This is a genomic window from Xanthomonas sp. CFBP 7698 (assembly GCF_003600855.1).
GTDB classification, from domain to species: Bacteria; Pseudomonadota; Gammaproteobacteria; order Xanthomonadales; family Xanthomonadaceae; genus Xanthomonas; species Xanthomonas cannabis.
This window is the reverse complement of sequence record NZ_PRDN01000001.1, coordinates 1,157,398-1,170,839: the sequence shown is the minus strand read 5'-3', so window position 1 is coordinate 1,170,839 and position 13,442 is coordinate 1,157,398. Positions and strand designations below refer to the sequence as shown.

The following is a 13,442-nucleotide window of genomic DNA, read 5'->3' as shown; positions in this document are numbered from 1 at the left end:
ATGAAATTTGACACTCCCGCCGGTACCAACCCCATCGATCAACTCAAGCTCGTCGGCAAGCCCGTCGACCGCATCGACGGGCCGCTCAAGACCACCGGCCAGGCGCCGTATGCGTACGAGCACCACGACCTGCCCGGACATGCCGCCTACGGGCACGTGGTGGGCGCCGGAATTGCCAAGGGCACCATCCGCAGCATCGATCTGAGCGCTGCACGCGCGGCCCCGGGCGTGCTTGGCATCATTACCGCGCAGAACGCCGGCAAGCTGCAGAAGGGCAAGCGCAACACGGCCAAGCTGCTGGGCGGCCCGGAGATTCAGCACTACCACCAGGCGATTGCAGTGGTGGTGGCGGAAACCTTCGAGCAGGCACGCGCCGCCGGCCAGCTGATCAAGGTGGACTACGGCCGCCATGTCGGTGTGTACGATCTGGACAAGGCACGCGACAGCGCAAAGGTCACCAAGGCCGGCGGCGCGCCGAACAGCGATGTCGGCGACTTCAACGGCGCGTTCGCCGCTGCGCCGGTGCAACTGGATGCCGAATACACCACGCCGGATCACTCGCACGCGATGATGGAACCGCACGCCTCGATCGCGATGTGGGAAGGTGACAAGCTCAGCGTGTGGACCTCCAACCAGATGATCAACTGGGGCGCCGGCGATCTGGCCACCACGCTCGGTATCCCGCGGGAAAACGTGCGCATCATGTCGCCTTATGTCGGCGGCGGGTTTGGCGGCAAGTTGTTCCTGCGCGCCGACGCATTGCTGGCATCGCTGGCGGCACGCGAGGTCGGCCGCCCGGTCAAGGTGATGCTGCCGCGGCCGTTGATCGCCAACAACACGACCCATCGCCCGGCCACGGTGCAGCGCATCCGCATCGGCGCCGAGCGCAACGGCAAGATCACGGCAATCGGCCACGACAGCTGGTCTGGCGACCTGCCCGATGGCGAGCCGGAAATTGCCGCTGCGCAGACGCAGCTGCTGTACGCAGGTGCCAATCGCCTGATCACTACCCGGCTGGCGGTGCTCGACCTGCCCGAAGGCAACGCGATGCGCGCCCCTGGTGAGGCGCCAGGCCTGATGGCGCTGGAAATTGCCATGGATGAAATGGCCGAGAAACTGGAGATGGATCCGGTTACCTTCCGCGTCGTCAACGACACACAGGTGGACCCGGAAAATCCGCAACGCCCGTTCTCGCAGCGGCAGCTGGTGAAGTGCCTGGAGGACGGTGCCAAGCGGTTCGATTGGTCAAGGCGCAAGGCCAAACCGGCTGCTACCCGTGACGGGCGCTGGTTGGTCGGCATGGGCGTGGCCGCGGCGTTTCGCAACGCGCCGGTCATGACCTCGGGCGCGCGCATGCGGCTGGAGCAGGGCGGCCGCGTGGTGGTGGAAACCGACATGACCGACATCGGTACAGGCTCCTACACCATCATTGCGCAGACCGCCGCGGAAATGCTCGGCGTGCCGCTGAACTGGGTGGACGTGCGCTTGGGCGATTCCAGCTTCCCGGCATCGGCCGGTTCCGGCGGCCAGTGGGGCGCAAACAGTTCCACCGCCGGCGTCTATGCGGCCGCCGTCAAGCTGCGCGAGGCCATCGCTGCACGACTGGGCCTGGACCCGGCCAAGGCCGAGTTTGCCGATGGTCACGTGCGTGCCGGCGGCAAACGCATCGCGCTCGGCGATGCCGCTGCCACCGGTGCGTTGGTGGTGGAGGACAAGATCGAGTTCGGCGACCTGGCCAAGCAGCAGCAGCTGTCGACCTTCGGCGCGCACTTTGTCGAGGTGGGCGTGGATGTCGCCACCGCCGAAGTGCGCATCCGGCGCATGCTCGCGGTATGCGCAGCTGGACGCATCCTCAATCCCAAGTCTGCGCGCAGCCAGGTGATCGGCGGCATGACCATGGGTGCGGGTGCGGCATTGATGGAAGAGCTGGCGGTGGACAAGCGCTTCGGCTTCTTCGTCAACCACGACCTGGCCGGCTATGAAGTCCCGGTGCATGCGGACATCCCGCATCAGGACGTGGTGTTCCTGGAAGAGAGCGACCCGATGTCGTCACCCATGAAGGCCAAGGGCGTGGGCGAGCTGGGGATCTGCGGCGTGGCAGCGGCGATCGCCAACGCGGTCTACAACGCCACCGGCGTGCGGGTGCGCGATTACCCGGTCACGCTGGAAAAGTTGCTGCCGCATCTGCCTGCGTTGCTGCGCGCGTGAGCGCAGTCGTCGCGCCGGTCACGCATGTCACGCCGGCCGAATCGGCGTGGCCGGCGTGGCCGAGCTATGCACTGCACGACGATCTGCTTCCGGTGTTGACCGCCTGGCATCGCGCCGGGCAGCGCGTGGCGATCGCCACGCTGATCGACGTGCAAGGCTCCTCACCGCGCCCGCTGGGCAGCGAGATGGCGATCGGTGCCGATGGCCGGGTTGCCGGGTATGTGTCGGGTGGATGCGTGGAGGCGGCAGTGGCGCACGAGGCGGTGGCGGCCCTGCGCGACGGGCAGCCACGCTGGCTGGATTATGGCGAGGGCAGTGAGGTGCTGGACATCCAGCTCAGCTGCGGTGGCCGTATCGGTGTACTGGTCTGGCCTGTGCCCGATCTTGCCGAGCATCTGGCGCGCTGGCGCAACGCGCGCCAGCATCGTCGGGCATTCCATGTCGCGCTGGATCGCACCAGTGGGGCAGTGCGCTATCCCGCCACTGCGCACGAGGTACGTCCCGGCGAGTTCGTGCGCGTGCATCGCCCACCGTTGCGGCTGGTGGTGGTCGGTGCGGATCCGGCGTTGCTGGTGTTGATAACACTGGCCAGCCAGATGGGCATCGAGCTGCGTGTGCTGCGACCGCACGGCCCGGGCGAGCCGCCGCCCGGCCTCGCCGCCGAGCACTACGACCGCCGCGCGCTCGGTGATGCCTTGAACGACGTCCAGCTGGACGCAAGCACTGCCTTGTACAGCCTTGCGCACGACAGCGCGATCGATGTGCAGGTGGCCAGCCGTGGTCTGGCATCGGAGGTGGCGTGCATCGGCATCCTGGGCAGTCGACATAAACGCGAGCAGCGTCTGCAGGCATTGCGCGCACTTGGGCACGACGATGCGGCGCTGGCACGCCTGCGCCTGCCTGCTGGCTGGCGCATGGGTCGCTCCTCGCCGCACACCATTGCGCTGGGCATCATCGCCGAGGCAACACAGGCGGTGGCGGATGTGCGGGCGGGTGTGGTGGCGGGGTAACTTGTTGCGCTTCGACGCGTCGGGCGACCTGGCCTGGCGGCAACCGTGGTTGTGCACGATCCATGGATCACATGTCCCCCTATTGCAGATCCTGCACCTGGCGGATGAGCGCTCCTCGATCCCATCACCGGCGATCGCCTGAACGCCACGCGCGTTCGATCAGCCAGGCACGAGCTGCGTCGATGCGTGGGGCAATCGACGCGGCCAATGCCGCAGCAAACAGCGCGCGCACAGCACGCAGTCACTTCGCACGCACGGTCCGGCTTCTACGCTGAGGTCGTCTCCACTCCGTACGACGTCGCCATGTCACCAGCTCCTCGTTATGACGACGCATTGCGCAACAGGGTCGATGCCGTACCGTTCCGGCCGCCGCATGCCCATGCCTCCCGCGCACGCGCACGCGTCGCCGCGTCGATCACCCAGGTGCAAGCACGTTCACTTCGCGGGTCGTGCGCAACACCGAGCGTGAGCCCATGAGCGGCGATCACGCCGCATTGGTATTGGCGGCCGGGGCGGGCAGCCGGCTGGGACGATCCAAGCAGTTGCTGCGGCGCGATGGCGAACCGTTGCTGCGTCGCGCCGCACGCATCGCGCTGCAGACCGCGCCGCGCCGCTGCGTGGTGGTGTTGGGTGCGGATGCGGAAGCACTTGCCGACGTGCTGCAGGGGCTGGAGGTGGACGTGCTGGTGCACGCCGGGTGGGCCGCCGGCATGGGTTCCAGCCTGGCGGCGCTGCGCCAGCATGTGCAGGGCGACTCCGACGTGCGCCGCAGCCTGATTCTGGGGTGCGATCAACCGGCGCTGGACGCACCACACCTGCGCGCGTTGCTGGAAGAGGCCGACCGAGCCGCCTCGGGCTGCGCCACCAGTGGCTACGCCGGCGTGCGCGGCATCCCCGCGGTGGTGACCCACGCGGCCTGGGCCGATGTGCCACTGCAGGCCGACACCGGCTTGCGCGGCCTGTTTGCGGGTCTGGATGTGCAAGCGCTTGGCTGCGTCAGCGCCCCGGCGCTGGCGCTGGATGTGGACACCCCGGTCGATCTGGTCGCCGCACAGCAACGGGGTTGGATCGACCGGGAGTGAGACGCGATGACGGGTATCGCCTGGCGCGATCGGTCAGCCTGCGACGCACCGGCCAGATGGTCGTCGCCGCCTCAGGACCACAGCACCAACGCTTCCCTGATCACCAGGACATAGCCCAGCACCATCGCGGTCTTGACCGGAAACTGGAATTTTCTGAGCAGATACATGCCAACCCCTTCCCCAAGGATGTGTCCAAGCGCCCCTGCAACTCCTGCTGCATCGCCCGCGCCCTGGTGACGGCAGCTGTGACGATGTCCTCACTGCTTTTGGCGGAATGTAGCGGCGGGCGTCACCGGTGTCACGTGAGAATTTTCCTACCCGGGTGCCAGTGTCCGCCTGACAGTGCCGTCATTCCCAAACCTGCATGCTGCCTATGCCAAACGCGGGGCCCTCGGCCACTCTCCCGCGGCCCCTTGAGTAAGGGCATGTTGGCGTGATCGCAGCCGTACGACGTCCCCGATGTCGGTGCCGGGCGCCTTGATGCGCTGCAGTGCACCACTGTTCCAGCGCAGCACCTACCGGCCGGAGGCCACATGGACGAGTCCCGTTATGTTGTACGCATTCATCCCGAGCAGGGCGGTTGGTGGGTCACCCGCCCGCAGTGGTCGCCGCTGCGCTACCTGCGCGAGCAGGGCGCGCTGGAAAACGCCGAACTGATGGCCAAACTGCATTGCCTGACCACCGGCCAGCCGAGCGGCGTGGTGCTGAACACGGCCGACGGCGAGCGCCTGGTGCGACGTTACGGCTGAGGTTCCAGCCGCAGGTCTGCAGCGCTCGTCGTTGCCGGCTGTTTGCCAGGTGCCATCCGCGGCAGCTGCAGTGGGGCGCCACCGCGATTGCCGCCAGAGCCGGCGGTGGCCGCCGTCGGCGATGGCGTCGCCGGTGTGCTGATCAACGTCGTTGCGAATCCGGGCGCTGCCATTGGCCGCCATGGGGCACAGCCGCGATGACCGCCGGAATCGCACGGCTGATCACCGCGGTCATGCGCCCGATCTGACCCACAGGGTTTGCGCGACCGCCATGGTCGGCTAGATTCGTCGTCATCGGCCGCTCCCGGTTCGATCCGCATTGGCGGCCCCTTGTCCGGATACCTGCCTGCGGTGACTGCGCCTGCTTCTGCCCTGATTCAAAACGATATCGTCGTCTTTGGTTTGATCGCCGCCACGCTTGGCGCAGTGTTCTGGACATCGTCGCGCGAGCAGGGCCCGTGGCGACGGTTCTATTCCGTCGTACCGGCGTTGTTGCTGTGCTATCTGCTACCGGGCATCTACAACACCGTGGGCCTGATCGACGGCGCCACGACGCGGCTCTACAACCCCATCGCCCGCGACGTGTTGCTGCCGGCGGCGTTGATCCTGCTCACCCTGAGCATCGACCTGCGCGCGATCCTGGGGCTGGGGCCCAAGCTGGTCGCCATGTATCTGGGCGCGTCGCTGAGCATCATGCTAGGCGCAGTGGTGGCGTTCTGGGTCATGGGCTGGCTGCACCCGGCCACCGTGGCCGGCGATACCTGGGCAGGCATGGCGGCGCTGGCCGGCAGCTGGATCGGCGGGGGCGCCAACATGCTGGCGATGCGGGAAGTGTTCAACGTGGACGCCACCACCTTTGGCCAGTTCGCGGTGGTCGATGTCGGTGTCGGGTATGTCTGGATGGCGGCGCTGATCTTTCTGGCCGGGCGCGCCCGGACCATCGATGCGCGCAGCGGGGCGGACACCCGCGCGCTGGATGCCTTGCAGGAACGCATGGCGCGCTTTCAGGCCGAGCATGCGCGTATTCCCAGCCTGACCGACTTGATGGTGATCGTGGCGGTGGCGTTCGGTGGGGTCGGCCTGGCGCATGCGCTGGCCAACCCGCTGGCGGCGTGGTGCAAGGCGCACCTGAGCTGGGCCAGCCAGTTCAGTCTGGACACGCCCTTTGTCTGGGTGGTGGTTCTGGCCACCAGTGTGGGGTTGTCGTTGAGCTTCACCCGCGCACGCAACCTGGAGGGCGCCGGTGCGTCCAAGATCGGTTCGCTGCTGCTGTATTTCCTGATCGCCTGCATCGGCATGCAGATGGATCTGCTGGCGCTACTGGATCGCCCCTGGCTGTTCCTGCTCGGCCTGATCTGGATTGCCGTCCACATCGCACTGCTGTGGGGCCTGGGCCGCTGGCTGCGGGTGCCATTCTTTTATTTTGCGATCGGTTCGCAGTCCAACATCGGCGGTCCGGCTTCGGCGCCGGTGGTGGCCGCTGCCTTCCACCCCGCATTGGCGCCGGTGGGCGTCTTGCTGGGCACGATGGGCTACGCCACCGGCACTTACCTGGCGTACCTGGTCGGCATCACGCTGCGAGCGATGGCCGGGGCAGGGTAGCGGTGATCGGCCGATGGTCCGGCCGGCCCAGCGTGGCAGGGTCAGCGCATGCGGCATGGAGATCTCTCTGCATGCCATTGCCGTTGTCTGCAGCGCAGGCGGCTGTGTGCCGCCTGCGGTAAGGCGGGCGCCGATTACTGCTGAATGACGCGGCGCTGTTCTTCCTGCTGTTGCGCAGGCGGATGGGCATGTTGCTGGTTTTGCTGCTGCAGCTGACTGACATTGCCGTGCGCGGGTTCGTGTGCGGCCGAGGCGGTCTGGACATGGCTACGCAAATGCGTCGGGTCGTCCATGCGCCCCTGCACCGCGATCAGGCTATCGCCATTGCGGTTGGGCACCAGATGGTCGATGCGCTGCAGGCCGTCGCTGCCTGCGCGTGCAGCCACACTAGCGGCCGTGTTGATAAACGCCGTGTCATCGCGTAGCCCCAGCCGGTCGCGTTGGCCATCCAGCTGCACCACCGCGTCGTTGAACAGCTGACTGCCGGGCTGCAGCGGTGCGGCCCGTGCCTGGTCGGGCGCCTGCATGTCCTGCGCCTTGATCACCGAGTCCATGCCGTGCAGATCCAGGCGATGCTTGAGCATCAAGCCGGGCACCAGACGCTGGCCGAACGATAGCGGGTCCGGTTCCGGCAACTCGATCTGGTGGCCGGCCGCGTCGGGCATCGTCCACTTCAGCGGAATGCTGTCTTCCTGCAGGTGGGTCAGGATTTCGTTCTTGACGTGGTAGCCGCGGATCAATTCGCTGCTGGCGTAATCCTTGGCTGCCGATGCGTCCAGGCCCGCGCGTTCGAGCGTGCGGTCGTTGACGCCGGCGGCGTTGTACGTCACTGCGGGAATATCGTTGACCATGGCCGACGCCGCAGCCAGTCCGCCGCCCAGTGAATGCCCCGCGATGACCACCTGGTCGCCGAATGCCTGCCTGGCCTGGCTGCCCAGCTGGATCGCCGAGGCATACTGCGCATCGTCAAAGCCCAGGCCCTGGCCGATGTTGTGCTTCCAGTCCTTGCCTTCGTCGGTGCCGCAAAAGCCGAGCACGACCTGGCCCTGATCGTTGCGATAGAACGCGGCATCGAAGCCGCTCTTGGCATCGTGCAGCAGCGCCGGGTCGATACCGGCCTGCTGCAGTGCGCTGTCGTCCATGCGCGACCAGCCATTGGCCAGCGGGGCGAAGGTTTCGGCGCCGCCTTCGCGGCGCTGATTGGCGGTGCTGTAGAGATCTTGCAGCAGCTCCGGAAACTGGCGGTCTTGCGGCTGCGGTTGTTGACCGCGCATCGACTCTGCGAAGGGAGTGGTTGCAGCGGTGGAAGATGTGGATTCTGACGGGCTCATGCGCGGCTCCTTGCGTTCGTCGTACGGAAAGCGCGCTTAGCGGCTGCTTTCCACGGGAATGTTGTGGGCGCTCAACCACGCGCGCACGTCCGATCTGACCTGTTGGCCGCTGGCATTGAGCAAACGATCCGGCGTGGTGAAAAAATATGCCTGGAAGGTTTTTTGCTGTGCATTGCGCAGCGTGGGGTCCACGCCGGCCTTGAGCAGCTGCAGCACGGCCGGGCTGGCGGCGCCGCTCTGGGCGGCCAGGTGCAGCAGGCTATTGCCGGTATGGTCGACGCGCTGGACGTCGGCGCCGGCGTCCAGCAGCAGGCCGATCTGCGCATCGCGCTTGCTCTGCACCGCACGGAACAGCGGCGTCCAGCCGGCACGTGCACTGACCACGTCGATCGGTGCCTTGTGCTGCAGCAGAATCTTCAGATAGTCCGGGTCCTTGGCCATGGCAGCCATGTGCACGACCGTTTCCTGGTCCATGCCCGGCAGCGATGGGTCCGCGCCTGCGTCGAGCAGGGCCTGCAGTGCGCGCGGTTGTTCGTTCCAGATCGCCCATTCCAGCAGGGTCACCTGTTGATCGCCGTGTGCGGCCAGATCGACGGTGGGGGCGAGTGCCTTGATGCGAGCGACGTCGCCCTGCGCGATGGCGTTGGCGATGTCGGTCAGGGCTGGGTCGCGGAAGGCGACGGTATGGTCCTGCAGCGTAGCTGACATGGTGGTTTGCTCCTTGGCACCGGGTGAGGCGGTGCATGAGACCGCGAAAAACGAGGTCGCAAGAACGAGCAGGGTGGGGAATCGCGTCTTCATCGAAATCTCCTTGTCCTGATCGCATTCCTGGTGGCGCCGCAGCACGTCCCGCTGCAGCGGGGCCGATGCTACCAGCTGCAAAAATCGGGCGCGGTAAGATTTCGTGACATGGCTGGGGCCGTGCATGGGCTGTCCAGTCTGCTTGGTCATCCGTTTGCCTCTGTCGCAGTCGTGCGATTGCTGCCGTCACATGCACGTGCGTGGCACCACAGCCGGCGGTCACGCCACGGCTCGCATAATGGCGCTTTGCGAGCAGATGGGTGCAATGGTCTACGAGCTACTGATCAGTGATTGCGACGGGGTTCTTGTCGACAGCGAGATACTGGCCGACCGGGTGATGCGCGAGGCGCTGGCAGCATTCGTGCCGGCCGAGCCGTTGGAACATCTGCTGGAAAGCACCTTCGGGCAAACCACGCGCGAGGTATTGCGGCGCGTGGAAGAACGCTTTGCGCTGCAGTTGCCGGAGACCTTGCTGGCGCAGATCCAGGCGCGCAGCGAGGCACTGATCCAGGCAGAGGTGCAACCCATACCCGGTGTGCGCGAGGCGCTGGAACAGATTCCGCTGCCGTTGGCAGTAGCGTCCAACAGCCGCCGCCACAACGTGATCGCATCGGTGGAACGGACCGGGCTGACCGCGCGTGCGGCGGGGCGCGTGTTCAGTGCCGACATGGTGGAGCGGCCCAAGCCGGCACCGGATGTCTATCTGCTGGCAGCACGCACGGCAGGGGTGGCGCCGGAGCGCTGCCTGGTGATCGAAGACAGCCCCACCGGTACCACGGCCGCCGTGGCGGCAGGCATGCAGGTACTGGGGTTTATCGGTGCCAGCCACATTCCGCCTGGCCACGGTGACACCCTGCGCCGCATCGGTGTGCTTGAGGTGTTCCATGAGATGCGTGACTTGCCTGCGTTGTTCGCGCGGTTGGCGCAACGGCGCGCCGGTTGAGTGAAAGGCCCGGTGAGTAGGGCGCAGGCAACGCGCAACGTTGCACTCTGCAGCTGACCTGCTGCTCTGTACCTGATCTGCCGGTATCGAGCAATCAGGTCAAGACTCCTGCACTGTGCGTATTGCGATCACTTGGCTGTCTTCACGTCTGGTCGAGGGCGCGGCGCCCTCACCGCTCGCGGGACACGCCGTCACCCCGTCCATGGGGGCTCGGTGGCGGCATCCATGCCGCCACACGGTCCCGCAATCGGCGAGGACACCACGCCAGACAGTTGGCCGGTGGTTTTGTTGAAAAGCAAAGATACCGCGTCGCAGCTTGCTAGTTGCTGTTGAAATCCATGCACACCGATCATCTCGACTGGTCCTTGCCCGCCCACCGTCGCGGGACCTTGAGCGGCATGGATGCCGCGCCAGAGCCTCCAGGGACGGATTCACGGCGTGTCCCGCGATGGTGGGCGGGCAAGGGCCCTGCAGCAAAAGCACAGATCATCCGCTTTGCGCCTGATTTGTCCGTCTTGAGCAATCAGGTCGAGACGCCTTCGCTGTGCATATTGCGATCACTTGGCTGTCGTCAAATCTGGTCGAGGGCGCGGCGCCCTCACCGCTCGCGGGACACGCCGTTAACCCGCCCATGGGGGCTCGGTGGCGGCATCCATGCCGCCAACGGTCCCGCAATCGGCGAGGACACCGCACCAGAACGTTGGCTGGTGGCCGACTGAAAGCGAATCACTGCAGGAGTCGGGCAACGGCTGCGGATCGCCGGCTTATGACATTCGAAAGCGCTGTGACAGGACATCGAATGTGCTGGCAAGTGATCCAGTTAATGACGAGCGCAATTTACTGCTTGTGCCATGCGCACCGACCAACTTGACTGGTCCTTGCCCGCCCACCGTCGCGGGACCCTTGGCGGCATGGATGCCGCCAAGGAGCTACATGGACGTACTTGCAGCGTGTCCTGCGATGGTGGGCGGGCAAGGACCCTGCAGCAGAGGCAAAGATCATCCGCTTTGCGCCTGATTTGTCCGTCTTGAGCAATCAGGTCGAGACTCCTTCACTGTGCATATTGCGATCACTTGGCGGTCTTCAAATCTGGTCGAGGGCGCGGTGCCCTCATCGCTTGCAGGACACGCCGTGAATCCGTGTGTCCCGCGATGGTGGGCGGGCACGGGCCCTGCAGCAAAGCCGCAGCGTCGAGAGCGCCCTGCAACCGACCTGCCGCGCGACCCAAGCGCGCCAAACACCAGGCAATCTCGCATCTCCAACAAAGCAACAGGGCGCGATTTGCATCGCGCCCTGTTGCTTTTCAACGTCTTGTTTGACCGGTCAACCGATCGCGAATCGATCAATCACCAATCAGCAACAGCGAAACCCGCTCTTGCCGCCGTAGCGTGCATCCTGCCGCTCGCGGAAGAAGGCGGGATAGTCCATTACCGGTTTGTCCGGATGTTTTTCCAGCATGTGGCGCACGTAGTTGTCGTAGTCAGGAATGCCGCAGCACAAGCGCGCGGTCTGGATCAGGCGCCGCCAGATGCGGCGGTGCACCTGATATTGGCTGGCCAGAACGAGTTGGGTGCCCATTACAGATCCGCCATCTGGTGTGGCTGCAAGGCCACGTACGGCGTTTCACGGTCGCTCCGCTGCGGATTGCGGCGTGCGGCGATGATCGTCTTGATTGCGTACACAAGGATCGAAGCCACCACGAACAGGAACAGCACCGTCAGCCCGGTGTTGACGTAGGCGTTGGTGACGATCTGCTGCATCTGCGGCACCGTTTTGGCCGGTGCGGTGATGGTATTGCTGGCGATGGCGGCCTGGAACTTGTGCGCCTGCGCCAGGAAACCCTGCGCCGGGTTGCTGTCGAAGATCTTGATCAGCCCCGCGTAGGTCGTGCACAGCAGCAGCCACAGCGCCGGCACGATGGTGACCCAGGCATAGCGGTCGCGCTTCATCTTGAACAGCACCACCGTACCCAGCATCAGCGCGATGCCGGCCAGCATCTGGTTGGAGATGCCGAACAACGGCCACAGCGTCTGGATGCCGCCGAACGGATCGATCACCCCGGTGTAGAGCAGATAGCCCCACAGTGCCACGCACCCGGCGGTGGCGATGATGTTGGCGGTCCACGATTCGGTCTTTTTCAGCGCCGGGATGAAGTTGCCCAGCAGGTCCTGCAGCATGAAGCGGCCTGCGCGGGTACCGGCATCCACTGCGGTGAGGATGAACAAGGCTTCGAACAGGATGGCGAAGTGGTACCAGAACGCCATGGTGTCTTCGCCCGGCAGCAGTTGATGCAGGATCTGCGCGATACCAACGGCCAGCGTGGGTGCACCGCCGGCGCGCGCCAGGATGCTGTGCTCGCCGATATCGCGCGCGGTGGCCTCCAGCACTTCGGGGGTGATCGCAAAGCCCCATTCGGACACCTTGGCCGCGACCGCCACGGTGTCGGTGCCGACCAGCGATGCCGGGCTGTTCATCGCGAAGTAGATGCCCGGCTCGATGATCGAGGCGGCCACCAGCGCCATGATGGCCACGAACGATTCCATCAACATGCCGCCGTAGCCGATGTAGCGCATGTGGCCTTCATTGGCGAGCAGCTTGGGCGTGGTGCCGGAGGCGATCAGGGCATGGAAGCCGGACACTGCACCACAGGCAATGGTGATGAACAGGAAAGGGAAGATGCCGCCCTTCCACACCGGGCCGTCGCCGGTGGACGCGAACTGGGTCAGCGCCGGCATCTTGAGGTCCGGCATCACCACAAGAATGCCGATGGCCAGCGCCAGGATGGTGCCGATCTTGAGAAAGGTGGACAGGTAATCGCGCGGTGCCAGCAGCAGCCACACCGGCAACACCGAGGCGACGAAGCCGTAGCCGATCAGCATCCAGGTGATCTGCTTGGCGGTGAAGGTGAAGGCCGGGCCCCAGGTCGGGTCGGCGGCGACCTTGCCACCGAGCCAGATCGCGCCCAGCAGCAAGATCAATCCGACCACCGAGATCTCGCCGATCTTGCCGACGCGGATGTAGCGCATGTACACGCCCATCATTAGCGCGATGGGCATGGTGGCGATCACCGTGAACATGCCCCACGGGCTTTCGGCCAATGCCTTGACCACCACCATCGCCAGCACCGCCAGGATGATGATCATGATCAGGAACGCGCCGAACAAGGCGATGGTGCCGGGCACCTGGCCCATCTCTTCGCGCACCAGATCGCCCAGCGAGCGGCCGTTGCGGCGGCTGGACAGGAACAGCACCACGAAGTCCTGCACCGCACCGGCAAACACCACGCCCACCACCAGCCACAGCAGCCCGGGCAGGTAGCCCATCTGCGCGGCAAGCACCGGGCCCACCAACGGCCCGGCGCCGGCAATGGCGGCGAAGTGATGGCCGAACAGCACATGCTTGTTGGTGGGCACGTAATCCAGGCCGTCGTTGTTGGCCACCGCCGGCGTGGCGCGGGTGATGTCCAGCTGCATCACCTTGTCGGCGATGAACAAGCTGTAGAACCGGTAGGCGATCAGATAGATCGACACCGCGGCCACCACGATCCACAACGCGTTGATGTGCTCGCCACGCCGCAATGCCACGGTACCCAGGCAGAACGCGGCCAGCAGCGCCAGCGCGCCCCAGGCCAGCTTCGAGAACCCTTTCATGCATATCCCTCAGGAACGATTCACTCAAGGGTCCCCCCGTGCCCGCCTGCGGTCAATGGCAGGGGT

Annotated in this window: 10 protein-coding genes; 6 read left to right on the top strand and 4 right to left on the bottom strand. The window is 65.7% G+C overall.

Features of this window, described 5'->3' with window-relative positions:
• From paoC to XnspCFBP7698_RS04910, 5 genes are all read left to right on the top strand, one after another.
• Positions 1-2,208, top strand: a complete 2,208-nt coding sequence (gene paoC / locus XnspCFBP7698_RS04930; protein ID WP_104581720.1) for an aldehyde oxidoreductase molybdenum-binding subunit PaoC — start codon at positions 1-3, stop codon at positions 2,206-2,208.
• Positions 2,205-3,218 carry an XdhC family protein gene (locus XnspCFBP7698_RS04925; protein WP_104581721.1) on the top strand — a complete coding sequence of 338 codons (1,014 nt, stop codon included), beginning with the start codon at positions 2,205-2,207 and terminating at the stop codon, positions 3,216-3,218. The genes paoC and XnspCFBP7698_RS04925 overlap by 4 nt, the downstream gene beginning before the upstream one ends.
• Positions 3,219-3,691: 473 nt before the next feature.
• A complete protein-coding gene (locus XnspCFBP7698_RS04920) occupies positions 3,692-4,300 on the top strand; it encodes a nucleotidyltransferase family protein (protein WP_104581722.1) in 609 nt (202 codons plus the stop codon).
• Positions 4,301-4,833: 533 nt separating this feature from the next.
• The gene (locus XnspCFBP7698_RS04915; RefSeq protein ID WP_039414022.1) at positions 4,834-5,049 is read left to right on the top strand and encodes a hypothetical protein; all 216 of its coding nucleotides are present in this window, start codon (positions 4,834-4,836) and stop codon (positions 5,047-5,049) included.
• A gap of 351 nt (positions 5,050-5,400) precedes the next feature.
• Positions 5,401-6,651, top strand: coding sequence for a DUF819 family protein (locus XnspCFBP7698_RS04910; RefSeq protein ID WP_047697497.1), 1,251 nt, complete (start codon positions 5,401-5,403; stop codon positions 6,649-6,651).
• 134 nt (positions 6,652-6,785) lie between these two features.
• Here the strand turns inward: XnspCFBP7698_RS04910 and XnspCFBP7698_RS04905 are convergent, their stop codons facing one another.
• The gene (locus XnspCFBP7698_RS04905) at positions 6,786-7,982 is read right to left on the bottom strand and encodes an XVIPCD domain-containing protein (protein WP_104581723.1); all 1,197 of its coding nucleotides are present in this window, start codon (positions 7,980-7,982) and stop codon (positions 6,786-6,788) included.
• A gap of 36 nt (positions 7,983-8,018) precedes the next feature.
• Positions 8,019-8,828: an ankyrin repeat domain-containing protein gene (locus XnspCFBP7698_RS04900; protein ID WP_199680038.1), complete on the bottom strand. Its 810-nt coding sequence runs from the start codon at positions 8,826-8,828 to the stop codon at positions 8,019-8,021.
• A 193-nt stretch (positions 8,829-9,021) separates the two neighbouring features.
• Here XnspCFBP7698_RS04900 and XnspCFBP7698_RS04895 point away from each other — a divergent pair, with 193 nt between their 5' ends.
• Positions 9,022-9,726: an HAD family hydrolase gene (locus tag XnspCFBP7698_RS04895; RefSeq protein ID WP_199680036.1), complete on the top strand. Its 705-nt coding sequence runs from the start codon at positions 9,022-9,024 to the stop codon at positions 9,724-9,726.
• A 1,353-nt stretch (positions 9,727-11,079) separates the two neighbouring features.
• Here the strand turns inward: XnspCFBP7698_RS04895 and XnspCFBP7698_RS04885 are convergent.
• Positions 11,080-11,304: a CstA-like transporter-associated (seleno)protein gene (locus XnspCFBP7698_RS04885; RefSeq protein WP_005926176.1), complete on the bottom strand. Its 225-nt coding sequence runs from the start codon at positions 11,302-11,304 to the stop codon at positions 11,080-11,082.
• On the bottom strand, positions 11,304-13,376 hold the full coding sequence (locus XnspCFBP7698_RS04880) for a carbon starvation CstA family protein (RefSeq protein WP_104581724.1): 2,073 nt from the start codon (positions 13,374-13,376) through the stop codon (positions 11,304-11,306). Before XnspCFBP7698_RS04880 ends, XnspCFBP7698_RS04885 begins: the two co-directional genes overlap by 1 nt.
• Between the last annotated feature and the right edge of the window lie 66 nt (positions 13,377-13,442).

What these genes read in the sequence shown, in the direction of transcription:
- paoC (WP_104581720.1), top strand. Translation starts at nt 1, where the DNA reads ATGAAATTTGACACTCCCGCCGGTACCAACCCCATCGATCAACTCAAG.
- XnspCFBP7698_RS04920 (WP_104581722.1), top strand. Translation starts at nt 3,692, where the DNA reads ATGAGCGGCGATCACGCCGCATTGGTATTGGCGGCCGGGGCGGGCAGC.
- XnspCFBP7698_RS04915 (WP_039414022.1), top strand. Translation starts at nt 4,834, where the DNA reads ATGGACGAGTCCCGTTATGTTGTACGCATTCATCCCGAGCAGGGCGGT.
- XnspCFBP7698_RS04905 (WP_104581723.1), bottom strand. Translation starts at nt 7,982, where the DNA reads ATGAGCCCGTCAGAATCCACATCTTCCACCGCTGCAACCACTCCCTTC.
- XnspCFBP7698_RS04895 (WP_199680036.1), top strand. Translation starts at nt 9,022, where the DNA reads ATGGCGCTTTGCGAGCAGATGGGTGCAATGGTCTACGAGCTACTGATC.
- XnspCFBP7698_RS04885 (WP_005926176.1), bottom strand. Translation starts at nt 11,304, where the DNA reads ATGGGCACCCAACTCGTTCTGGCCAGCCAATATCAGGTGCACCGCCGC.
- XnspCFBP7698_RS04880 (WP_104581724.1), bottom strand. Translation starts at nt 13,376, where the DNA reads ATGAAAGGGTTCTCGAAGCTGGCCTGGGGCGCGCTGGCGCTGCTGGCC.